Origin of the sequence: Mesorhizobium sangaii, from assembly GCF_014207355.1 — a bacterium.
Taxonomy (GTDB): Bacteria; Pseudomonadota; Alphaproteobacteria; order Rhizobiales; family Rhizobiaceae; genus Mesorhizobium; species Mesorhizobium sangaii.
The window spans coordinates 175,779-197,938 of the sequence record NZ_JACHEF010000006.1 but is presented as its reverse complement, the minus strand read 5'-3'; the positions used below and the strand labels follow the sequence as shown (position 1 = coordinate 197,938).

At 63.1% G+C, this 22,160-nt stretch carries 19 protein-coding genes; 7 read left to right on the top strand and 12 right to left on the bottom strand.

What is annotated here, in order from left to right; genetic code table 11:
• Positions 1-156 precede the first annotated feature (156 nt).
• Both HNQ71_RS26485 and HNQ71_RS26480 read left to right on the top strand, forming a co-directional pair.
• The gene (locus tag HNQ71_RS26485) at positions 157-798 is read left to right on the top strand and encodes a hypothetical protein (protein ID WP_184875948.1); all 642 of its coding nucleotides are present in this window, start codon (positions 157-159) and stop codon (positions 796-798) included.
• A 111-nt stretch (positions 799-909) separates the two neighbouring features.
• Complete coding sequence (locus tag HNQ71_RS26480; RefSeq protein WP_184875946.1) at positions 910-1,584, top strand: HAD-IA family hydrolase; 675 nt, start codon at positions 910-912, stop codon at positions 1,582-1,584.
• Between the two features lie 4 nt (positions 1,585-1,588).
• Here the strand turns inward: HNQ71_RS26480 and HNQ71_RS26475 are convergent, their stop codons facing one another.
• From HNQ71_RS26475 to HNQ71_RS26430, 10 genes are all read right to left on the bottom strand, one after another.
• Entirely contained in the window at positions 1,589-2,698 is a 1,110-nt protein-coding gene (locus HNQ71_RS26475) for a DUF930 domain-containing protein (RefSeq protein WP_184876349.1), read from the bottom strand.
• 164 nt (positions 2,699-2,862) lie between these two features.
• Positions 2,863-3,939, bottom strand: a complete 1,077-nt coding sequence (locus HNQ71_RS26470; RefSeq protein WP_184875944.1) for an ABC transporter ATP-binding protein — start codon at positions 3,937-3,939, stop codon at positions 2,863-2,865.
• A complete protein-coding gene (locus tag HNQ71_RS26465) occupies positions 3,927-5,630 on the bottom strand; it encodes an ABC transporter permease (RefSeq protein ID WP_184875942.1) in 1,704 nt (567 codons plus the stop codon). The genes HNQ71_RS26470 and HNQ71_RS26465 overlap by 13 nt, the downstream gene beginning before the upstream one ends.
• Before the next feature lie 72 nt (positions 5,631-5,702).
• Complete coding sequence (locus HNQ71_RS26460; RefSeq protein WP_184875940.1) at positions 5,703-6,689, bottom strand: ABC transporter substrate-binding protein; 987 nt, start codon at positions 6,687-6,689, stop codon at positions 5,703-5,705.
• Positions 6,690-6,928: 239 nt separating this feature from the next.
• The gene (locus tag HNQ71_RS26455; protein WP_184875938.1) at positions 6,929-8,347 is read right to left on the bottom strand and encodes a pyruvate dehydrogenase complex dihydrolipoamide acetyltransferase; all 1,419 of its coding nucleotides are present in this window, start codon (positions 8,345-8,347) and stop codon (positions 6,929-6,931) included.
• A gap of 3 nt (positions 8,348-8,350) precedes the next feature.
• Entirely contained in the window at positions 8,351-9,349 is a 999-nt protein-coding gene (locus tag HNQ71_RS26450; RefSeq protein WP_184875936.1) for an alpha-ketoacid dehydrogenase subunit beta, read from the bottom strand.
• Positions 9,349-10,377 (bottom strand): thiamine pyrophosphate-dependent dehydrogenase E1 component subunit alpha, encoded by a 1,029-nt coding sequence (locus HNQ71_RS26445; RefSeq protein ID WP_184875934.1) that lies wholly within the window; start codon positions 10,375-10,377, stop codon positions 9,349-9,351. The genes HNQ71_RS26450 and HNQ71_RS26445 overlap by 1 nt, the downstream gene beginning before the upstream one ends.
• Before the next feature lie 2 nt (positions 10,378-10,379).
• Positions 10,380-11,708 carry an NAD(P)H-dependent oxidoreductase gene (locus HNQ71_RS26440; protein WP_184875932.1) on the bottom strand — a complete coding sequence of 443 codons (1,329 nt, stop codon included), beginning with the start codon at positions 11,706-11,708 and terminating at the stop codon, positions 10,380-10,382.
• Positions 11,709-11,979: 271 nt separating this feature from the next.
• A complete protein-coding gene (locus tag HNQ71_RS26435; protein ID WP_184875930.1) occupies positions 11,980-12,744 on the bottom strand; it encodes a phosphodiesterase in 765 nt (254 codons plus the stop codon).
• Positions 12,745-12,830: 86 nt separating this feature from the next.
• Positions 12,831-13,619, bottom strand: coding sequence for a 3-hydroxybutyrate dehydrogenase (locus HNQ71_RS26430; protein WP_184875928.1), 789 nt, complete (start codon positions 13,617-13,619; stop codon positions 12,831-12,833).
• Between the two features lie 244 nt (positions 13,620-13,863).
• On the opposite strand from HNQ71_RS26430, the gene HNQ71_RS26425 reads away from it, so the two are divergent.
• Both HNQ71_RS26425 and HNQ71_RS26420 read left to right on the top strand, forming a co-directional pair.
• Entirely contained in the window at positions 13,864-14,652 is a 789-nt protein-coding gene (locus tag HNQ71_RS26425; protein ID WP_184875926.1) for an acetoacetate decarboxylase, read from the top strand.
• A complete protein-coding gene (locus tag HNQ71_RS26420; RefSeq protein WP_184875924.1) occupies positions 14,645-15,805 on the top strand; it encodes a patatin-like phospholipase family protein in 1,161 nt (386 codons plus the stop codon). The genes HNQ71_RS26425 and HNQ71_RS26420 overlap by 8 nt, the downstream gene beginning before the upstream one ends.
• Before the next feature lie 152 nt (positions 15,806-15,957).
• Here the strand turns inward: HNQ71_RS26420 and HNQ71_RS26415 are convergent, their stop codons facing one another.
• Together HNQ71_RS26415 and HNQ71_RS26410 are read right to left on the bottom strand one after the other, a co-directional pair.
• Positions 15,958-17,559, bottom strand: coding sequence for an inorganic phosphate transporter (locus HNQ71_RS26415; RefSeq protein WP_184875922.1), 1,602 nt, complete (start codon positions 17,557-17,559; stop codon positions 15,958-15,960).
• Positions 17,560-17,687: 128 nt separating this feature from the next.
• Positions 17,688-18,902, bottom strand: coding sequence for an ROK family protein (locus HNQ71_RS26410; protein ID WP_184875920.1), 1,215 nt, complete (start codon positions 18,900-18,902; stop codon positions 17,688-17,690).
• Between the two features lie 207 nt (positions 18,903-19,109).
• Here HNQ71_RS26410 and HNQ71_RS26405 point away from each other — a divergent pair, with 207 nt between their 5' ends.
• From HNQ71_RS26405 to HNQ71_RS26395, 3 genes are all read left to right on the top strand, one after another.
• Positions 19,110-20,348, top strand: coding sequence for an extracellular solute-binding protein (locus tag HNQ71_RS26405; RefSeq protein WP_184875918.1), 1,239 nt, complete (start codon positions 19,110-19,112; stop codon positions 20,346-20,348).
• 82 nt (positions 20,349-20,430) lie between these two features.
• Positions 20,431-21,315 carry a carbohydrate ABC transporter permease gene (locus HNQ71_RS26400; RefSeq protein WP_184875916.1) on the top strand — a complete coding sequence of 295 codons (885 nt, stop codon included), beginning with the start codon at positions 20,431-20,433 and terminating at the stop codon, positions 21,313-21,315.
• The gene (locus HNQ71_RS26395; protein WP_184875914.1) at positions 21,315-22,160 is read left to right on the top strand and encodes a carbohydrate ABC transporter permease; all 846 of its coding nucleotides are present in this window, start codon (positions 21,315-21,317) and stop codon (positions 22,158-22,160) included. Before HNQ71_RS26400 ends, HNQ71_RS26395 begins: the two co-directional genes overlap by 1 nt.

The following is a 22,160-nucleotide window of genomic DNA, read 5'->3' as shown; positions in this document are numbered from 1 at the left end:
CTTGGACCGACGCGTGACAACAGCAAAGTGAGAACATTTGTTTCCGCGAATGTCAATATGTATGATATTGGCCTCACTGCGGTCATCCACAGTCGTCAACTGATTTCGGTGGCGGCGCCGTTGTGCTAGCCTGACCGGGAACAGGATACGAGAAGCATGGACCTGCCCTTCAGGGACGAACTGGCGCTCATGCCCGACCTTCGCCACAGGTTGCGGCAGTTGCGCTGGTTCCGCGCCACCTTCCGCGGCAGCGCCAAGGTGGTGTCGGACACGTTCGGCGTGCGCTTTGAAATCGACGAAGCCAAGCTCACCCGTGCCTTTCTCGACTGGGTCGAGGTCATGGAGGCGCAGAAAGGCTTCGCCGCGGTCGACCGCGCCGACTTCATCGTCTTTGCCGCCGGCCTCGTTTTGCGCGAACTGATCAGGCAGGCGCCGGCAAGGGAAATCTCCGGCCTCAGCCAGTTGATTGAAACGGATTCGAACGCCGGCACGCTGGAAATCATCCGCTTCTGGCCGGAAGGGTTCCTCTACACCAACTACTGCGTCTCGGTGATCTCGGCGATCCACGAGCAGGAATTCGGCAGTGCGCCAAGCATCGACAAATGCGCCGATGACCTGCGCACATGGTGGTCCTATCGCGAGAACGTGACCGAGATGCCGGCCTACGCAGTGGCTTTCCTCGACCGCTTTCTCGGCGCCGAACCGAACTGGATCACGCCCGATCGCGCGCAGTCCCGGCAAGCCATGCAACGGGCGCTCGGATCCTCGCGTGCCAGCGATGCCATCCGCCGGCTTTGATTGCCCCTCGGCTTCGCGCCTCCAGGCATGCGGCTGTCAAAGCATGCGCACTATTGAACATCTGACTTTTTGCCGATAGCGATGTGCGAAATCGACTCGGGAGAAAAGCGCGTGGCGCGATCAAGGCCTATCATTTTCGATTGCGACGGCGTTCTTGTCGACAGCGAACCTCTGGCCGCCCGCGCCTATGAACGCGTCTATGACAAGCATGGCATGCCTGGGGTTCACGGCGGTATCATCGCCCAATGCATCGGCATGAAGCAGTCCGATATCATCGCCAAGATCAGGGATTTGACCGGTCACCAGTTTCCGGCGGCGGCGGACGGCGACATCTGGGCCGAGACCAAGATCCTGTTTTCGCAGGAGTTGAAGCCGACTCCCGACATCACCGCGTTTCTGGAGACGCTTGCCGGCGACCGCTGTGTCGCCTCGTCATCCTCCGTCGAGCGCATAAACCACAGCCTGACTGTGACCGGACTGTCAGGGTTTTTCGGCGATGCGATTTACAGTTCCTCGATGGTCAAACGCGGCAAGCCCGCGCCCGACATCTTCCTGTTCGCCGCGGACAAGATGGGCGCCAAGCCGGCAGACTGCATCGTCATCGAGGATTCGCCCTTCGGCATAGAGGGCGCAGTCGCCGCCGGCATGATGGCGATCGGCTACACCGGTGGCGGCCATACCTATGCCGAGCACGGCGCACGACTGACAGCGGCTGGTGCCAATTTCATCTGCAGCGATTGGCAAGAAGTTAGCCGGCAACTGGCCGGGCTCGGTGTGCCGGCCTAGCCTATCAGCGAATAGGCAGTCCAAGGCGGACCCATTCGCTGGGCGGGATCGCCGGTCCGACGCGGAAGGTGAAGGACAAGACCCTCGTCGCATCGGTGTCGACCTGGCACCGGAAGCCCAGGTGGTACCATTTCGTCGTTGCGCGAAAAGCGACATCCGGGGCGTCGAGGACATTGCCAACCTTCAGCGGAACACTTGGGATCAGGTCGGGGAAATAAGAGGCGTCCAGCAGTTGCTGCTGCAACGCGCTGGCGCAAAGTTGGGCAATACGCTTCTCGCGAGGCACCCCGCCCATCGCGCTCGTAGCCAGCGCATCTCCGGTAGCGCCCTGCGAGTAGAGCCTGTGAACCCCCGGAAGGCCCGAATAAGCCCGCGAAGCATTAGCGGCGGTATCCGTGGAATTTGGCCTCCCGGCGCCCTCGCTTCGGGACTTGGAGACCTTCGCAGGGCCGGGCTTCGGTTCATTTGCGGGTTTGGGCTTCGGCGCTTCGGCTGACGTGGGAAGCTCGATCTCACCGTCGCCGCCGTCGGCAGCCAAAGGCGGTGGCGCCGCTTCTGTTTGCTTGTCGGGTTCGTTCGCTCCCGCCTCTTGTTTGTCTGCCTGCTGTTTATCCATCTCCTGGGGGGGCTCAGCGTCCTTCGCAGCGTCTACCGGCTTCTCCCCGACCTTGGTTGAATCTGGCCGCCCCTCGGCGACCGCCGGCATGGTGGATTGGTTCTCTGCAGGCTTCGGCACGACAGGCGGCTTCGAATCGTCATCCTTGGCCGGCGAAGGCGAGTTGTCTTGAGCGCTGGCCCCATCCAGGGATTTCCTGGGGCCGGTGTCCTTGTCACCAAACTGAAAGACAGGCTTCAGGACCTTTTCTGCTTTCGATTCCGGTGGTTTTTCAACCTTCGGTTCCGGTGGCTTCGGAGGCGGTACCGGAGCAGGTTTCGGTTTTGGTTGCTCGGGCGGAGGCACGAGCGCGACATTTACCGCTTGCTCCTGCTGCGGCTGTTGAGGTGGCCTCGGCACGTTGTAGACCACGAGCGCTGCGATCAGCGCGTGCAGGATCAGCGATGTGGGCAAGGCCCACAACAAATTCCGGCGCCGGTCTCGTGTCTCGTCCTTCATTCCTTCCGATGTGGAATGAAAAAGCGGCCGCTTCAAGCACAGGTGCTGTATTGGCGCAATTTAGCCGCTGACAGGTTGGTGATATCGATGACCACTCGCAGCTGCTGACGGCGAGACCGGTGCGGCCTTTTCTACAAAGCCGCCGAGCAGGTCGAGCATCATCACTATGCCGCCCTCGCCGCCGGGATGAGCCATCCAGATCGTATCCGCAGACGCGCCTGCGTGCCGCTCTCCAGCATCACCGGATCGGGCTGTTCGAAATGCAAGGTGAGGTCGGGGCCGGCGGAAGGCGTAAATTCGATGCGCGCCGAGCCGCCCTGGTAGATTACCCGCTTGACGTGGCCATCGAGGCCGGGGCCGTCCGGCACCACCTGGACATCGGCTGACCGGCAGCAGATCCTTGCGCCGGCGCGCGGCCGCTCGCCGGTCCGGCAGCGAACGACAAGCTCGGTGCCGAGAACCCGGACCTTGCAGTGACCGCCCTCCTCCGCGCTCAGCACATCGGCGGGGAGCAAAATACCTTGCGAAATGAACGATGACACCATTTCATTTGCCGGCTCACGGTAGAGTTGGCGCGGCGTCGCCAGCTGCGCAAGGCGTCCATGATCCATCACCGCGATGCGGTCGGCCAGCGCCATCGCTTCGGCCTGGTCATGGGTGATGTAGACGATTGTGGTGCCCGTGCGCTTGTGAAAGGCGGCGAACTCATCCTCCATCGAGGCTCTCAGATGCACGTCCAGATTGGCGAGCGGCTCATCGAACAGCACCAGCGACGGCGCGGCGACGAGGCAGCGCGCCAGCGCCACGCGCTGGCGCTGGCCACCGGAGAGATTGGCCGGCCTGCGTTCGCCCAGCCCCTGCAGATTGACCAAGGCGAGCGCGTCTTCGACCTTCCGGCGCGCAGCCGCCTTGTCGAGCTTTGCCACCTTGAGCGAATAGCCGATGTTCTCGGCGACCGTCATGTGCGGCCACAGCGCGTAGTTCTGGAAGACGATGCCGACGCGCCGCTTTTCCGGCGCGACGCTGCCGCCCTTGCCCGACATGACCTCATTGCCGATGCGGATCTCGCCTGACGTCACCTTCTCGAACCCCGCGATGAGCCGCAGCAACGTCGTCTTGCCGCAGCCGGAGGGGCCGAGCACCGCCAGGAACTCGCCGTCGCCGACATCGATCGATACGTCCCTGACCGCGTCGAAGTCGGCAAAACTCTTGGTCACATTGTCCAGGGTCAATCGCGCCATGGCAGCACTCCGCTTGGAAGGTGTCGGGCAAGGAGATTGGTCGTCAGCATTAGCACGAAGGTGACCGCCACGGTGATGACGGACATCGCCGCCGCGTAGTTGGAATCGCCACCCTGCTCGAAGGAGAACATCACCACGCCGATCGTTTCCGAGCCCGACGACCACAGCAGCGCCGAAACAGTGAGCTCGCTGAGCGCCGTCATGAAGATCAGCAGGCCGCCGGCGATTGCCGCCGGCGCGACCAGCGGAAAGATGATCGTGCGCATGCGCAGGAACAGTCCGGCGCCGGCCACCTGGGCCGCTTCCTCCAGCGCCCGGTCGATCTGGTGATAGCCGCTGATGGTCGGCCGCAGCGCCAGCACCAGGAAGCGGGCGAGGTAGGCATAGAGAATGATCCAGACGGTGTTGTAGAGCTGGATACCAGTAAGCGGGATCGGCCGCAGGAACAGGAGCAGTGAGGCGATCGCCAGCACGACGCCGGGCAAGGCATAGGGCAGTTCGACCGACAGGTTGAGCAGCCGCACCCAGCGCTGCTTGCCCCAGGCAATGAGATAGCCGATCGGCACGGCGACGATGACCGCGAAGACGGCCGCCGAAATCGACAGCCAGAAGCTGTTGAAGAAGGCGCGGCTGGCCGCGTCATGCTCGAACAGCACAAAGCGATAATTGTCGAGCGTTGCTGTCTTTGCGGTGAGAGCAATGCCGTAGCCCGGCACCAACGACGTCAGTACCAGCCCGAACAATGGCAGGAACAGCACCGACACGATCAACAGCCACATGCCGGCCTGGACGGCAGGCCGCCAGCGGCCGAGCTCGTAGGGCTCGGCCGGCAGCGACGTCGAGCTGATGCGATAATCGCGGCGGCGGCTCATGACCTCCTGGGCGAGAATGCCAGCCATTGCGATGATGCCGATCAACACCGACAGGAACGCGGTTTCGCCGAGCACCGCCGGACCACCGCCGGCCAGCCGCTGATAGATCAGCGTCGGCAGCACGAGATAATTGGCGGGAATGCCGAGAAAGGCAGGGATGCCGAAATTGCCGACGCAGGACACGAAGGCCAGTGCCGTGGCCGCCATGATCGACGGCGTCATCAAAGGCAGCACGACGGTGACCAGCACGGTCAACCAGCCGGCGCCGCCGGCGCGCGCCGCCTCGACCAGCTCGCGTGGCAGCTTGCGCAGGCCGGCGCGCACCAGCAGGAAGACCAGCGGGCCGTACTGCACCCCGAGCAGCAGGATGATGCCCGAGGTGGAATAGAGCGGATTTCTGGTGCCGAGCGGCGGTGCCGCGCCAAACAGCTTGAGGAACGGACTTGCCGGACCGAACAGTTGCAGCCAGGCCAGAGCCGTCACCTGCGGTGCGATCATCAATGGCATGACGTAGCAGAGCATCAGGGCGCTGCGGCCGCGTATGTCGGTCAGTGTGATTAGGACAGCCACCAGCGTCCCCGACAGCACCGCAAGCAAGGTGCCGCCGATGCTGACGACCAGCGTGTGCCAGGTCGCGATCCAGGTCGCCGGGCTTCTCAATCCGGCTTCTATGGCGATGCCGGACAAGGTGCCGCCGGGTGCCACGATCTCCTTGATGAGGCGCAGCATCGGCAGCAAGGAAAGCAGCATGATGACGACGGCCACCATCGCCGTCAGGGCCATTTCCTGGCCCCGACTTTCCCTGATCCGTGTTGACATGATTGCGTTTCCTGGGATCTGTCAGCGGTCCGGGATGCCGCTTCGACGGCATCCCGCCCGCGATTGTCGGGCTCAGCCGCCGAACAGTTCCGAGAACTTCGCCTTGTCGGCGTCGGTGGTGGCGACGATGGCCTTGGTGTCGAACGGCATCACCTTGACCTTGACGCCTTCCGGCATCCATTCGGGGCGGCCGACCGAGGCACGCGCCGGCAGATAGCCCATCGACAGCGCCAGCTTCTGACCTTCGTCGGAAAGAATGAAGTCGACGAACTTCTTGGCGCCGTCAACATTCTTGGCCGTCTTCATGATGGCGACTGGTTCGGTCACTGCCGGCACGCCTTCGCTGGGGAACACGAATTCGACCGGCGAGCCCTTCTTCTTGGCGTTCATCGCCATGAAGTCCACCAGGATGCCATAGGGCTTCTCGCCGCTGGCCACGGACTTCAGCACGGCGCCGTTGCCGCGCACGCTGATGGTGTTGTTGGTCTTCAGCTTCTGGAAGAAATCCCAGCCATAATTGGTATCGCCGACGAAGCCGGAGAGCAGGTAGGCGGCCGCACCCGAATAGAGCGGGCTCGGCATGACTAGGCCGTCGGCATAGGCCGGCTTGGCGAGATCGGCCCAATGCGCAGGCTTTTCAGCCGCCGCAGTGTTGTAGACGATGCCGGTGGTGATCAGCTTGCTGCCGAAATAAGTCTTGCCGGCGTCATAGGCATCGGCCTCGATGCCGTCCAGCTTCGCCTGAGGATAGGGCAGCAGCCGGTCGTCCTTCTTCAGCAGTTCCATGCTGACCGCGTCGGCGATCAACAGCACGTCGGGCTGCGGGCTGCCGGCGGCGAATTCGGCCGCCATCTTGGTCAGGATGTCACTTGTCCCGGAGCGATAGATGGTCACGTCGATGCCGGGCTGCGCCTTCTTGAAGGCATCCACGGTCTTGGCCGCATCGGCTTCCGGCTGGGATGTATAGAGCGTCAGCGTTTCGGCACCGGCCACGCCGGCAAACAAAGTTGCCGCGAGCGCTAGCTGGCTGGCCAGCAGCTTGATGAATAGCGTCTTCATGAGACCTCCTGTCTTGTCTGTGCATGAGCGGGCCAGCGTCCTGGCCGGTTCCCGTCCCCCCTCCCTGCACGGCGCATATGACTGGTGGATGACAGCGCCCGATCAAGCAACGGCTTCGCGCGACATGCTCTCACGGCACAACGACACCGGCCCGCGGAACCGGCGTTCCACGAGCCTCATGGCCGACCCTGGGCTGAGATCCTTCGGGGCACCCGGAGGCTTTGGTGAGTCGGCCGGCCCTAGACCAGCATGCCCATCGGGTTCTCGATCAGGCGTTTGAAGGCGACAAGCAGTTCGGCCCCCTGCGCTCCGTCGACGGCGCGATGGTCGGTCGACAGCGTCACCGACATCACGGTAGCGATCTTGATCTCGCCATTCTTGACCACCGCCCGCTCCTCGCCGGCGCCGACCGCCAGGATTGTCGCATGCGGCGGGTTGATGACGGCGGCAAAGTCCTTGATGCCGAACATGCCGAGGTTGGACACCGCCGTGGTGCCGCCCTGATACTCTTCCGGCTTCAGCTTGCGGCTGCGCGCCCGGCTGGCCAGGTCCTTCATCTCGTTGGAGATGGTCGACAGCGTCTTTTCGTCCGCCTTGCGGATGATCGGCGTGATCAGGCCGCCCGGGATCGACACCGCAACGCCGACATCGGCATGCTTGTGCTTGACCATGGCGCTTTCGGTCCACGACGCATTGGCATCCGGCACCGCCTTCAGCGCCAGCGCCATTGCCTTGATCACCATGTCGTTGACCGACAGCTTGTAGGCCGGTGCATCACCCTTCTCGGTCTTCTTCACTGGCGCCGCCGCATTGATCTGCGTGCGCAATGCCAAGAGTGCGTCGAGTTCGCAGTCGAGCGTCAGGTAGAAATGCGGGATGGTGGTCTTGGCCTCGACCAGGCGGCGCGCGATCGTCTTGCGCATGTTGTCATGCGGGACCAGTTCGTAGGAGCCTTGCTCGAACAGACGCAGCACGTCCCCCTCCCCCTTGAGGGGAGGGTGGCCGGCCAAAGGCCGGTCGGGTGGGGTCATCTCGGCAGTGCTCGGCGCCAGGGCAGTGCCTTCTGCGGCGACCCCCTCCGTCCGCTTCGCGGACACCTCCCCCTCAAGGGGGGAGGAAAGCGCTGCGTCGATATCGGCCTTCACCACCCGGCCGTGCGGGCCGGTGCCTGATATTGCTGAAAGGTTGAGTCCCGCCTCACGGGCAAGACGCCGAGCCAAAGGTGTCGCGCGCATTTTCCCCTCCCCCTCGCGGGGAGGGTGGCCGGCCAAAGGCCGGTCGGGTGGGGTCGCCTCGGCAGTGCTCGGCGCAGAGGCGGTGCCTTCTGAGGCAACCCCCTCTGTCGACTTCGTCGACATCTCCCCCACGAGGGGGGAGATTGGCGCCTTGTCCTGCTTCGTAGCAGTCCCGTAGATTTCATCATCGGCGTAGATCCAGGCAACCGCCGCGCCGACTGGAATGTCGATCCCCTCCTTGCCTGTGACATCGCGTAAGGTGCCGCTGGCCGGCGAGTCGATTTCCATCGCCGCCTTGTCGGTCTCGATCTCGAACAGCACATCGCCCTTCTTGACGCTGGCGCCCTCTTCGGCGAACCAGCGCGAGATCTGTCCGGTCGCCATGTCCATGTCGACCTTGGGAAGAATGACTTCGGTCGGCATCGATCAGCGAACCCCTTTCACGAGGTCGCGCGCAGCAGCGATAATGTCGGGAACTTGCGGCACAACAGCCTTTTCAAGTTCCGGATTGTAGGGGATCGGCGTCTCGGCGCCGCCCAGCCGCACGATCGGCGCGTCGAGGTAATCGAACGCCTCGCTCTCGGCGACCATCGCGCTGACCTCGGCGCCGATGCCCAGCGTCTTGACCGCTTCGTAGACGCACATCAGCCGCGACGTCTTCTTGACGCTGTCGATGACGGTCTGCTTGTCCATCGGCCGGATGGTCCGGAGATCGATGACTTCGATATCGATGCCTTCGGCTTCCAGCGCCGCCGCGGCGTCGAGCGCCTTGTGCACCATGATCGAGGTGGCGACGATGGTCAGGTCGCGGCCCTCGCGCCGGATGTCGGCCTTGCCGATCGGCACCGTGTAATAGCCCTCGGGCACCGGACCCTTCACCTTGTAGAGCAGCTTGTGTTCGAAGATCATCACGGGATCGGGATCGGCGACCGCCGCCAGCAGCATGCCCTTGGCATCATGGGGCGTCGCCGGCTGGATGACCTTGAGCCCCGGCACATGGCCGAGCCACGCCTCAAGGCTCTGGCTGTGCTGCGCCGCGGCACCGGTGCCGGAACCGGCGGGAAAGCGCATCACCACCGGAACCGAAACCTCGCCGCCGAGCATGAAGCGCATCTTGGCCGCCTGGTTGACGATCTGCTCCATGGCGAGTGTAGCGAAATCGGAAAACTGGAACTCGAAGATCGGCCGCATGCCGGTGAGGGCGGCGCCCACCGCCACGCCCGCGCCACCCAGTTCCGAAATCGGCGTGTCGATCACCCGCTCGGTGCCAAACCGATCGACCAGATCACCCGTGACCTGGAAGGCGCCGCCATAGACGCCGATATCCTCGCCCATCAGGAAGACGCGTTCGTCCATGTCCATGGCGATCGCCATGGCTTCCTGGATCGCCTGGGCGTAGCTCAGTTCACGCACCATCGCGTCCATCACGCCTGCTCCGTATAGACATAATTGCCGGTGTCGCAGACATCCGGAGACGGGCTGGCCTTGGCGAACTCGATGCCATCTGCGATCTCCCGCGCCACGGCGTCGCGAATGGCCTCGATACCCTTGTCGTCGATGAAGCCGAATTCGCGCAGTTCGTTCTCGAACAGGGTGATCGGATCGCGGTTCGACATCCAGTCCTCGATCTCCTCCTTGCTGCGATAGCGGTTGCGGTCGCTCTTGGAATGGCCGCGATGGCGATAGGTCTTGGATTCGATCAGTGTCGGCCCCTCACCGGCGCGTGCACACTCGACAGCCTTGTACGACGCCTCGGCGACCTCCGAAAAAATGTTGCCGTTGACGATGACACCCGGCATCGAATAGGCGGCGGCGCGCTCGGCGATGTTCTTGATGGCGGTCGAGCGCGCCGTCGAAGTTGACATGCCGTAGCCGTTGTTTTCGCAGACGAAGATCACCGGCAGCTTCCAGACCGCGGCCATGTTCAGTGCCTCGTGGAAGGCGCCTTCATTGTTGGCGCCATCGCCGAAGAAGGACACCACGACCTTGCCGGTCTTCATCATCTTGGCGGACAGTGCTGCCCCGACGGCAATCGGGATGCCGCCGCCGACGATGCCGTTGGCGCCGAGATTGCCCTTGCCGACATCGGCGATGTGCATCGAGCCGCCACGGCCCTTGCAGTAGCCGGTGGTCTTGCCGAAGAACTCGGCGAACATGCGCTTGACCTCGGCGCCCTTGGCGATGCAATGGCCGTGGCCGCGGTGCGTCGAGGTGATCTGGTCATCCTCGGCAAGCGGCATGCAGATGCCCATGGCGCTGGCTTCCTGGCCGATCGACAAATGCATGGTGCCGTGGATTAGGCCGCGCGTGTAGGACTCCTCCGCGCCCTCTTCGAAGCGCCGGATGAGGTACATCTTGTGGAGCACATTCCTGAGCTGCTCGGCGCTGTACTGGCGATAGACGAAGGGCAGGTTGGCGCGATTGTCGGCGACGGCTTTGCTGGCTCCGGCCATGATCAGGCTCCCACGGACCCGTAGACGAGCTTGTCCTGGCGGGCGCGCAATTCGGCGATCTTGGACCCCGGCGCGGGAGCGGCATTCGCATAGGTGATGAGTTCGCCCTTCCTGATCGGCTGGGTCACCGAGCCGCCTTGCAGCAGGCCGCAGGGAACAGCCTTGGCGGCACGCGCCTCCGGCGCCGTCATGATCCAGGCGCGGTAGCAATATTCTCCGATCGCATCGAGCTTTTCGCCGGGCTTCATGTCCTTCTTGGCCACCGCGCAGACTTCGGCCGTCGGCTTGGCCAGCGGCACCATGTCCGCCTTGCCGTAGAGCACGACGCGAGCGCAGGTCAGCGGCACTTCGAGCGAGGTCAAATGATAGGGACGGTGGAAGGTGAAATACGGGCCCTTGCCCATCTTCAGATCTTCCATGCGCTCCGAAATGCGCGGGTGCGACATGTCGGCGACGACAAACACGCCCGGCGCAACACCTTTGCCGATCGAGTAGTCGACGACGCCGACCTTCGACAGCACGCCTCCGTCCTTCTGCGGCACCAGGACCTTGGACAGTTCGCCAAGCGTCGCCGCCGGGCCGTGCATGCCGGATTTGTCGGGAACCAGCCCGGTGGCATTGGCGATCGCCGCCATCTCGACCATGGTCTTGGAGCCATCGACGAATTCGACCAGCATGCGCACATTCATGTGCCGGCGCTTGGCCTCCTCCTCATAGTCGGGGGGCGTGGCGTCGATGTTGAGTGGATTGTTCTTGCCCTTGCCGGCGGCAACGATCGGATGGCCCATCGCCGAGACGAATTCGATCAGCTCCATGCAGGAGGACGGCTCGTCGCCGGCACCCAGCGAATAGGTGACACCCAGCCGGTCGGCCTCGCTTTTCAGATAGGCGCCGATGGTGACGTCGGCCTCGACATTCATCATCACCAGATGCTTGCCATGCTCCATGGCGCGCAGGCCGATCTCGGCGCCGACGGCCGGAACGCCGGTGGCGTCGATGACCACGTCAATGAGGTCATTGTCGATGACCAGGCTGGCATCGTTGGTGACCGCGATCTTTCCGGCCTCCATCGCAGCCGTCATCGCTGACGCATTCGACACCTCGCGCGCGTGGCCGGTTTCCTGGAAGGCGATATCCACCGCCTTGCTGGCGGCGGGCATGTTCAGTTCCGAAATGGCGCCGATCTCGATGCCGGACATGTGGGCGACACGGGTGACGATATCGGTTCCCATCTCGCCGGAGCCGATCAGACCGATGCGGATGGGCTTGCCCGACCTGGCGCGTTCCTCAAGATCGCGGGCAAGGCCCGTCAACGAAACATTGGAAGCCATACCGCTCGTTCCTCCCATCATGCAGGCTGTTCAATCGCCTGACGGGTATTGAACATCTGTATTTCTGTCAAGACTAATGTCCACCGTAGTCGCTTTTTGGCGCCCCATTGCGGAGGCTCCGCGTGACCCAAAACAGCCACCAAGCGGAGGGCGCGCAGCGGGCTGCGCATACAACAGACTGGCATGGCTGCGTGCCGCCTGACACCCGGATTCTGGGTGGCTTCTCCACCGGTCGTGACGATCGCTTCGCCACGCCCCTTGACGGTTCAGGCTATGGCGCCGGCGGCACCGGGAAATCGTGAAAATGCACGATCACCCCGTCCGCATCGATCAGGATCACGGCATAGGCCGGCGACTCGTGACCGAGGCTCCAGCTCTGCGATAAATCGAGCGCGGTCTGATGATTGGTGCTGCGCAGCGTGCTGACCGGAATGCCGCGCCAGCTGCCGGCGATCAGCCGGTGGACGTGTCCGGCGAAGATATGGCGGACGTTGCCGTGGCGCAGCAGAACCTCATGCAAGGCATCGGCATCGGCGAGCATGACTCGGTCGAGCTCGGGGATGTGGATCCGAAACGGCGGATGGTGCATGAACAGGAAGACCGGCCGATCGCGACCCTCTTGCAGCCGCTCATCGAGCCAGTCGAGGCGCGCTGCACATAGTTTGCCCTCGACATGGCCGCTGTCCAGCGTGTCGAGCAGGATCAGGCGGCCTTCGCTGCTGTCGACGACACTTTGGACAAAACCGCGCTCGGTGGTGGCTTGCGGGAACATCTCGAGAAACAGCGCCCGGTCGTCATGGTTGCCAAGCATCAGCCGGCAGGGCGGACCGAACCCTGACAGACTTTCCCTCAGCGCGGCGTAAGCGGAACGCTCGCCGTCATTGGTCAGGTCGCCGGAAATCACCACCAGATCGGCGTCGGCATGGTTGCCGCCGATGTCGGCAAGGCAGGCTTGCGACCTGAAGAGCGGATTGGAGCCGTACAGAAGACCGCCCGGCGTCATCAGATGCGGATCGGATATCTGGATGACTTTCATGGACCTGACCGGGATGCTTTCCTGCTGGCGGCTTTCCCGTTGAAGCCTGGCAACGTCAGCCGGCAAACGAACGCCTTGACCATCCTCTACTGCGCGGTCCAGCCGCCGTCCATCGGCAAGGTCGTGCCGGTGATCTGCTTGGCAGAATCCGAGCACAGGAACAGCGTCAGCGCCGCAAGCTCGTCTACGGTGACGAACTCCTTTGTCGGTTGCGCCGCCAGCAGCACGTCGTGCTTGACCTGTTCCTCGGTCATGCCGCGCGCTTTCATCGTGTCGGGAATCTGCTTTTCGACCAGTGGCGTCCAGACATAGCCCGGCGCGATCGCATTGACGGTGATGCCGTCAAGCGCCACTTCCAGCGCCACCGTCTTGGTCAGGCCGGCAATGCCGTGCTTGGCCGACACATAGGCCGACTTGAACGGCGAAGCGACCAGCGCGTGCGCGGAAGCCGTGTTGATGATGCGGCCCCATTTGCGCGCCTTCATGCCGGGCAGCGCGGCCTTGATCGCATAGAACGCGGCGAGCAGGTTGATACGGATGATGGCTTCCCATTTGTCGTCTGGGAAGTCCTCGATCGGCGCGACATGCTGGATGCCGGCATTGTTGACCAGGATATCGAGGCTGCCGAACGCGGCCTCGGCCTCATGCACCATGGCGCTCACCGCCGCGCCATCCATCATGTTGGCATCGGAGTAGCGGCACTTGACGCCGAAATCATTCTCGATTCCGGCGCGCTCCTGTTCGATTGCCACAGCATCGCCCAGACCGTTGATGGTGACGTTGGCGCCTTCAGCAGCAAAGGCGCGGGCTATTGCCAGGCCGATTCCGCTGGTCGAGCCGGTGACGAGGGCATTCTTGGAAGACAGGGAACCCATGGTGATCTCGCGCGAGGTGGGAGGGAACATGACATATAATTGTGCATCGCAGCATGACAATGACAGAGCCGTGTGTCGATGCGATTACAGCCTTGCGACACGCTGGAGCATGGCTCCTATCCCTTCCAAACCGTGGTCGCCGGGCTGACACGGCGCTGTCATGGTGCCGTGCAACATAATCGGTTGCGCATTCGCGCGGTCATTCCTGACGAGATTTTGCCGTAGAGAACCTTGGGGGTGCAGCTTGGAAATCGCCGATGTCTTGAAGCGCGCCTATGCGATGCCACTGACCAATCCGTCCTTCCCGCCGGGGCCGTATCGTTTCTTCGACCGCGAATACGTCATCATCACTTACCGCACGACGCGCGAGGCGCTCGAAGCCGTCGTACCGGCGCCGCTGGAGATCGACGAGCCGCTGGTCAAGTACGAATTCATCCGCATGCCTGATTCAACCGGCTTCGGCGACTATACCGAGACCGGCCAGGTGATCCCGGTGCGCTACAAGGGCCAGCACGGCGGCTACGTCCATTCGATGTATTTGGACGACGACGCGCCGATCGCCGGCGGCCGCGAGCTCTGGGGCTTTCCCAAGAAGCTGGCCAATCCCAAGATCGTGCATGAGGGCGAAGTGATCGTCGGCACGCTGCACTATGGCAGCGTTCTGTGCGCCACCGGTACCATGGGTTACAAACACCGGGAGGCCGATCACGATTCCGTTCTTGCTTCGCTGGCTGCTCCCAACTTCCTGGTCAAGATCATCCCGCATGTCGACGGCACGCCACGCATCTGCGAGCTGGTCCGCTACTACCTTACCGATATCACGCTGAAGGAGGCATGGACGGCGCCCGCGGCACTCGATCTGCGGCCCCATGTCATGGCCGACGTGGCGAAGCTGCCGGTGCTCGACATCGTATCGGCTGTTCATTTCACCGCCGATCTGACGCTCGGGCTGGGCGAGGTGGTTCACGACTACCTCGCTGATCGCAACCCCTCCGAGACCAGCGCAACCCAGCCGGAGAAAATTCGTGCTTGATCGCAATCGCAAGAAGGAGGCTACCGCCACCATCGAGGAAATATCGGCGCAGTATGACCGCATCGCGCTGGTGTTTCAGGGTGGCGGCGCGCTCGGCGCCTATCAGGCCGGTGTTTATCAGGCGCTGGCCGACGCGGGCTGCGAGCCGAGCTGGCTTTCCGGCGTATCGATCGGCGCCATCAATGCGGCGATCATCGCCGGCAATGAATCAAGCCGCCGCCTGCAGCGTCTCGAACAATTCTGGCAGACCATCTCGGGCCGCAAGATCTGGGCCTATACGCCCGAAGGCGACATCTACCGCGACATCCGCAACCGCACCAGTTCGTGGATGACGATGACCATGGGCCAGCCAGGCTTCTTCAAGCCGCGCAATCCCAATCCCTGGTTCGAACAGCCGGGAGCCGAAGGCGCCACCAGCTTCTATGACACGGTCGAATTGAAGGAGACGCTGGAAAGCCTGATCGACTTCGATATCCTCAACGACGGCAAGAAGCGGCTGAGCGTCGGCGCGGTCAATGTCAGAACCGGCAACTTCGTCTATTTCGACACCGAGAAAGTGCGCATCGAGCCGGAGCACATCATGGCCAGCGGCGCGCTGCCGCCCGCCTTCCCGTCGATCCGCATCGAAGGCGAGTATTACTGGGACGGCGGCATCGTCTCCAACACGCCGCTGCAGTATCTGCTCGACCAGGAAGAAGACCGCTCCTCGCTGGTATTCCAGGTCGACCTGTTCAGCGCGCGCGGCTCCTTGCCGCGCGGCATGGCCGATGTGCTGTCGCGGCACAAGGACATCATGTATTCCAGCCGCACGCGGCAAAACACAGACAATTTCCAGCGCATCCATGCGCTCAAGATGAAACTGCTCGACGCGCTGAAGCGCGTCCCTTCCGAATTGCTGAGGGAAGGCGAGAGAGAGCTGATCGCCGACTATTCCAATGCCGGCGTGGTCAACATCGTCCACCTGATCTACCAGCACAAAGGCTACGAGGGTCACGCCAAGGACTACGAATTCTCCGGCACCTCGATGCGCGAGCACTGGGAGATGGGGCTGGAGGACACGCAGCGCACGCTGCGCCATCGCCAGTGGCTGACCTTGCCGACCAATGTCGAGGGCGTCGCCATCCACGATCTGCACCGCGAGGATCCGACCTGAGGTCATTGCTGCGCCTTCCTCCGACGAGGCGCATGGCAAATTCACAGTTTTGAGGACCAAGGCCTGCAGCCGCGTTGAAATAAGCCAGATCACCCAAACGAAAGACGGCGCCGAACCGGCGCCGTTTTCATTTCAACATCTGATTGTCCGCTCTAGAACACCTGGCGGAAGATGATGAACAGCACGAAGGCGAGCGTGATCGAGCACGGCAAGGTCAGCACCCAGGCCAGCAGCAGGTTGCGCACCGTCGACCATTGCAGGCCCGAACCGTTGGCGGCCATCGTTCCGGCGACGCCCGACGACAGCACGTGGGTTGTAGACACAGGCAGCCCCAGCCGGTCGGCCATGCCGATGGTCACCATCGCGACAAGCTCCGCGGCGGCGCCCTGGCCATAGGTCAGATGGCTCTTGCCGATCTTCTCGCCGACCGTGACGACGATGCGCTTCCAGCCGACCATTGTGCCGAGGCCGAGCGCCAGGGCGACGGCGACCTTCACCCAGATCGGGATGAACTTCGTCGCGTTGTCGACCGCCTTGTGATAGTCGGTGACCGCTTTCAGATCGGCCGCCTCCATCGGCAGCAACTTCTTCTTGTCGATCAGCTTGAGTGCCTCGCCGATCAGGTAGATGTCGTTACGGGCGTTGCTGACCAGATCGGTCGGCACGTTGTCGACAGTGGCATAGGGCTGCAGGCCCGCTGTCGTGTCGTGGATGTAGGTCTGCAGCGCGACCGTCGTCTGGTCGCTCCAGGTCCGGGTGCGCACGGCATCCTGGACGGCTGCCTTGGCGTCGGTGACGGTGACGCCCGGCTTGACATATTTGCCCAGCGCCTGTTCGACGCTGACGGAAGCCGACTTGTAGGCCTCGAGATAGTTGATGTCGGGCGTCCGGTTCAGCGCAAAGGCCGTCGGCACGACACCTATCAGGATCAGCATGATCAGGCCCATGCCTTTCTGTCCGTCGTTGGAACCGTGCGCGAAGCTGACGCCGGTGCAGGTGAAGATCAGCAGCCCGCGGATCCACCATGGTGGCGGCGTGTTGCCTTTCGGTGCTTCGTAGAGGGCCGGATTGCGCACGAGTAGCTTCATCGCATAGAGCAGTATCGCAGCGGCGAAGAAGCCGATGATCGGCGACACCAGCAAGGTGATGCCGACATTGGTCGCCTGCGACCAGTCGACACCGCTGGTGGCACTGCCGGCAGGCGCCATGAACTGGTTGGCGAGGCCGACGCCGATGATCGAGCCGACCATCGTGTGCGAGCTCGAAGCCGGCAGGCCGAGGAACCAGGTGCCGAGGTTCCACAGGATGGCGGCAACGAGCAGTGCGAACACCATCGCAAAGCCGGAGGAAGAGCCGACCTGCAGGATCAGTTCGACCGGCAGCAGCGACAGGATGCCGAAAGCGACCGCACCGCTGGAGGTGAGAACCCCGAGGAAATTGAAGGCGCCCGACCACATGACCGCGAATTCAGCCGGCATGGAGCGGGTGTAGATGACCGTCGCCACCGCATTGGCGGTATCATGGAAGCCATTGACGAATTCGAAGCCGAGCGCGATCAGCAAGGCAATGCCGAGCAGGATCCACGGCACCGTCTTGGCCTCGGCCAGATCCTGGCTGAGCGCGTAGCCGACATAGACGACGCCGACGAGCACCAGCACGCCGAAGGCCGGCAGGAACCACTTCGCGCTACCCGAATTGTGCAGCGGATGATCCGGTCTCGGAATGCCCGCCTCACTAGAAACTATGTCCACCATGTCCCACTCCTATTGCATTGCAGCAAAGAACCGGGATGAACGCTATGTCCGCACAATGAACCCTGTGTGACGATATCGAACACAACTTCCGAGGATATTTCAGGCGAAATGCCTGGTGGTCGACGCTGTCAGGTGCTGCTGGACCGCGTCTTCAGGATCGCCGAAAACCGTGGATCGAAGGCGCGGCTGATCGGCGCCGCGGCAGCACCGAGCGCGATCGACCAGGGATCGGTGGTGCCGAGTTGCAGGCGCGGCAAATTCCGCCCCGGCCGGTCGGCGATCGACGGCAGCAGCGGATGCATCGCCTCGACCAGCCGGCGGGCCAGCGCTTCCGGCGCTCCGCTTGTCAAGATGACGGTTTGCGGATCGAAGATCGTTTCGATGAGATGCACGCTCCAGCGCAGATCATGCGCCGCACCATCGATCCAGGCCATGATCTTGGGATCCTCGGCCGTGACCAGGCCGTCCAACTGTTGGTAGATGTCGTCGTCGGCCGGGTTGAGGCCGAGATGCTGGTAAAGCGAGGCCAGCGACGCGCGATGTTCCAGCGGCGTCGAGCCGGGGCCGGCCGGCGAGAGCAGCGCCATGCCGATCTCGCCGGCATTGCCATGGCCGCCGCTGTAGAGCTCGCCATTCAGGATCAATCCGGCGCCGATGCCGTAACCGACGTAGAGGCAAACCGCGTGATCGACACCGTGCGCCGCGCCGACGATGCGCTCCGCCGTCGCGCAGGCGGCGGCGTCGTTCTGCAAGCTGACATTCAGGCCTGTGCCTTTGGCGAGCGTCTCCAGCAGCGGAAATTTCTGCCAGGCCGGCATCATCCATTTATCGTCCGAATTCTTCAGCCCGAAAGGACCCGGCATGGCGACGCCGAGACCGACGAGCCTCTCTTCGGATTGGGCGAAGATCTGGGACAGCTCACGCCGGACGCCGCCGACCAGGCCAAGGATCACCTCGACGCCTTTCGACGGCTCATCGAATGGCAGGTTGGCCTCGGCTCGCGCCAGCACGCTGCCGACCAGGTCGACGGCGACCGCCCGCGTCAGGTGGCGATCAATCTGCAGCCCGATGGCGAAGGCGCCTTCGGGAACCAGCCTGTAGGGGGTCGAGGGCTGGCCCCTGCCCTTGCGCACCGAATCGAGGGCAACGACCAGGCCGTCGCTTTCGAGGTCCTCGATGATGTTTGAGACCGCCTGCTTGGTGAGTTGGGTGGCGCGCGCCAGGTCGGCGCGCGACAGGGCGCCATTGAGACGCAGCGCCTCGATCATGACACGACGGTTGTGCGCGCTCGTGCCTTCCTGGTTGGTGCCGCTCTTGGCGCGGATCGGGCTGATATCGTCCACCAGCGTTTCCCTCTTGACTCCATTAGGATATTGATCGACTAATTAAGTCAAGCGAATTGACTTAATAGCGAAACCGACCGCAGAACAAGACGGCCAGGGCTTTAAGCCCGGCGCCGCTCACGGTCGGGGACCATTGGGTCACGTGACATCAATCCGGGAAGGCAACGCAGATCGCCGGCCCGCCAACATCGGTAATGGGAGAAGAAGATGCTGAAATCGATCGGTAAGACACTCTTGGGCGCAGTCTTTGTCGCAGGATTGCTCGTTCCCCATGCTTTCGCCGAAACGTCCATCAATGCGCTTTTCATGGCGCAGGCCGCCTACAGCGAGGCTGACGTGCGCGCCATGACGGACGCCTTCATCAAGGCCAATCCCGACATCAAGGTCAATCTCGAATTCGTCCCTTATGAAGGCCTGCACGACAAGACCGTGCTCGCACAGGGCTCGGGCGGTGGCTACGACGTCGTGCTGTTCGACGTCATCTGGCCGGCCGAATACGCCACCAACAAGGTGCTGGTCGATGAGTCGTCGAAGATCACCGACGACATGAAGAAAGGCGTGCTACCCGGCGCCTGGACGACGGTCCTGTATGACGGCAAATACTACGGCATGCCGTGGATCCTCGACACCAAATACCTGTTCTACAACAAGGAGATCCTGGAAAAGGCCGGCATCAAGGCGCCGCCGAAGACCTGGGAAGAACTCGGCGAACAGGCCAAGATCATCAAGGACAAGGGCTTGCTGAAGACGCCGATCGCCTGGAGTTGGTCGCAGGCCGAGGCCGCGATCTGCGACTACGCCACGCTGGTTAGCGCCTATGGCGGCGACTTCCTCAAGGACGGCAAGCCGGACTTCCAGAATGGCCCCGGCGTCGCGGCGCTGAAATACATGGTCGACAGCTACAAGTCGGGCCTCACCAATCCCAATTCCAAGGAATTCCTGGAAGAGGACGTGCGCAAGGTCTTCGAAAACGGCGACGCTGCCTTCGCGCTGAACTGGACCTACATGTACAACATGGCCAACGACCCGAAGGACAGCAAGGTGGCGGGCAAGGTCGGTGTTGTGCCAGCGCCAGGCGTTAGTGGCACCAGCGAGGTGTCGGCCGTCAACGGCTCGATGGGCCTTGGCGTCACAGCGGTCTCCAAGCATCCGGACGAAGCCTGGAAATACATTGAATTCATGACCTCGCAGGCGACGCAAAACCAGTATGCCAAGCTCTCGCTGCCGATCTGGGCTTCGTCCTATGACGACCCGGCGGTCACCAAGGGCCAGGAAGAATTGATCGCCGCCGCCAAGCTCGGCCTGGCCGCCATGTATCCGCGCCCGACCACGCCGAAATACCAGGAGCTGTCGACTGCCTTGCAGCAGGCGATTCAGGAATCTCTTCTCGGCCAGTCCTCGCCGGAGGATGCCTTGAAGACCGCCGCGCAAAACAGCGGCCTCTGAGCGCCGTTGTCCTTCAACATGGGCGGCCTTGTGCCGCCCATGTTATGTCCAGATCAAAGATGAACGAAGAAAGGCTGCTCCGATGTCGGGCACCTGGATGACAACCCGTGCATGGCTGCTGATGCTGCCGCTGCTCGTGGTCATGCTCGCCGTCATCGGCTGGCCGCTGGCCGATACCGTCGGGCTATCCTTCACCGACGCCAAGCTTGTCGGCACGGGCGGCAATTTCGTCGGCTTCGACAATTATGCGAACATGCTGTCCAGCGCGAATTTTTCGCGCACGCTGGTCACTACGACACTCTTCGCCGTGATTTCGGTCGCCGCCGAAATGGTGATCGGCGTTCTCGCAGCACTGCTGCTCAATCAACAGTTTCATGGCCGCGCCATCCTGCGCGCCTTGATGATCCTGCCCTGGGCGCTGCCGACCGTGGTCAACGCTACGCTATGGCGGCTGATCTACAATCCCGAATATGGCGCGCTGAACGCTGCCCTCACACAATTGCACCTCATCGATGCCTACCGTTCCTGGCTCGGCGAGCCGGGCAAGGCGCTGGCGGCGCTGATCGTCGCCGACTGCTGGAAGAATTTTCCGCTGGTGGCGCTGATCGCGCTGGCGGCGCTGCAGGCGGTGCCGCGCGACATCACCGCCGCCTCGCTCGTCGACGGCGCCGGGGCTTTCAACCGCTTCCGCTTCGTCATCCTGCCCTATCTCGCCGGCCCGCTAATGGTGGCGCTGGTGCTGCGCACCATCGAGGCTTTCAAGGTCTTCGACATCATCTGGGTGATGACCCGCGGCGGCCCGGCCAACAGCACGCGCACGCTGTCGATCCTCGTCTACCAGGAGGCCTTCTCCTTCCAGCGCGCCGGCTCCGGAGCGTCGCTGGCGCTGATCGTCACCCTGCTCGTCACCGTGCTGGCCATCGCCTATGCGGCGCTGGTGCGCAAGACCGCGGGGAGTGCCGCCTGATGGAACGCCAGAGCCCTGCCTTCACCATCTTCATCCATGCCTGCGCTTTGCTGCTCGCCACCGTCATCCTGGCGCCCCTCGCCTGGTTGTTCATCATGAGCATATCGCCGGCCGCCGACCTTGCCGCCAAGCCGTTGCGTTGGTGGCCGCAAAGTGCTGACTTCTCCCGCTACGGCCAATTGCTGTCGACCGCCGAAAACAGCGCCGGCGCTGCCTTCACCTCATCGTTGCGTAACAGCCTCGAGATTGCCGGCATGGCGACCATCGCGGCGCTCGCGCTGGCGATCCCCGCCGGCTGGGCCGTCTCGCGCACGCCATCGATCGGCTGGTCGCTGTCGATGGTCATCGCCACCTACATGCTGCCGCCGGTGGCGCTTGCCGTACCGCTCTACATGGGCCTGTCGTATCTCGGCCTGCTCAACAACATCTTCGGCCTGGCTCTGGTCTACCTGACCATTCTGGCGCCGTTCACCACCTGGCTGATGAAGTCGGGTTTCGATTCGATCCCGCGCGAAATCGAGGCGGCGGCGATGATCGACGGCGCCGGCCTGTTCCAGACGCTGCGCATCATCACGCTACCGCTGGCAGCACCTGTTATGGCGACATCGGCGCTGTTTGCCGTGCTGCTCGCCTGGGACGAATTCTTCTATGCGCTGCTGTTCACGTCCGACCAGCGCGCCAAGACCTTGACCGTCGCCATCGCCGATTTGGCGGGCGGCCGTGTTTCCGACTACGGATTGATCGCCACGGCCGGCGTACTGGCCGCCTTGCCGCCGGTGCTGATCGGCCTGGTCATGCAGCGCGCGCTGATCTCGGGCCTGACCAGCGGCGGTGTGAAAGGATGA

What these genes read in the sequence shown, in the direction of transcription:
- HNQ71_RS26400 (WP_184875916.1), top strand. Translation starts at nt 20,431, where the DNA reads ATGTCGGGCACCTGGATGACAACCCGTGCATGGCTGCTGATGCTGCCG.
- HNQ71_RS26440 (WP_184875932.1), bottom strand. Translation starts at nt 11,708, where the DNA reads ATGGCTTCCAATGTTTCGTTGACGGGCCTTGCCCGCGATCTTGAGGAA.
- HNQ71_RS26405 (WP_184875918.1), top strand. Translation starts at nt 19,110, where the DNA reads ATGCTGAAATCGATCGGTAAGACACTCTTGGGCGCAGTCTTTGTCGCA.
- HNQ71_RS26450 (WP_184875936.1), bottom strand. Translation starts at nt 9,349, where the DNA reads ATGGACGCGATGGTGCGTGAACTGAGCTACGCCCAGGCGATCCAGGAA.
- HNQ71_RS26445 (WP_184875934.1), bottom strand. Translation starts at nt 10,377, where the DNA reads ATGGCCGGAGCCAGCAAAGCCGTCGCCGACAATCGCGCCAACCTGCCC.
- HNQ71_RS26485 (WP_184875948.1), top strand. Translation starts at nt 157, where the DNA reads ATGGACCTGCCCTTCAGGGACGAACTGGCGCTCATGCCCGACCTTCGC.
- HNQ71_RS26455 (WP_184875938.1), bottom strand. Translation starts at nt 8,347, where the DNA reads ATGCCGACCGAAGTCATTCTTCCCAAGGTCGACATGGACATGGCGACC.
- HNQ71_RS26470 (WP_184875944.1), bottom strand. Translation starts at nt 3,939, where the DNA reads ATGGCGCGATTGACCCTGGACAATGTGACCAAGAGTTTTGCCGACTTC.
- HNQ71_RS26435 (WP_184875930.1), bottom strand. Translation starts at nt 12,744, where the DNA reads ATGAAAGTCATCCAGATATCCGATCCGCATCTGATGACGCCGGGCGGT.
- HNQ71_RS26460 (WP_184875940.1), bottom strand. Translation starts at nt 6,689, where the DNA reads ATGAAGACGCTATTCATCAAGCTGCTGGCCAGCCAGCTAGCGCTCGCG.
- HNQ71_RS26415 (WP_184875922.1), bottom strand. Translation starts at nt 17,559, where the DNA reads ATGGTGGACATAGTTTCTAGTGAGGCGGGCATTCCGAGACCGGATCAT.
- HNQ71_RS26395 (WP_184875914.1), top strand. Translation starts at nt 21,315, where the DNA reads ATGGAACGCCAGAGCCCTGCCTTCACCATCTTCATCCATGCCTGCGCT.
- HNQ71_RS26465 (WP_184875942.1), bottom strand. Translation starts at nt 5,630, where the DNA reads ATGTCAACACGGATCAGGGAAAGTCGGGGCCAGGAAATGGCCCTGACG.
- HNQ71_RS26475 (WP_184876349.1), bottom strand. Translation starts at nt 2,698, where the DNA reads ATGAAGGACGAGACACGAGACCGGCGCCGGAATTTGTTGTGGGCCTTG.
- HNQ71_RS26430 (WP_184875928.1), bottom strand. Translation starts at nt 13,619, where the DNA reads ATGGGTTCCCTGTCTTCCAAGAATGCCCTCGTCACCGGCTCGACCAGC.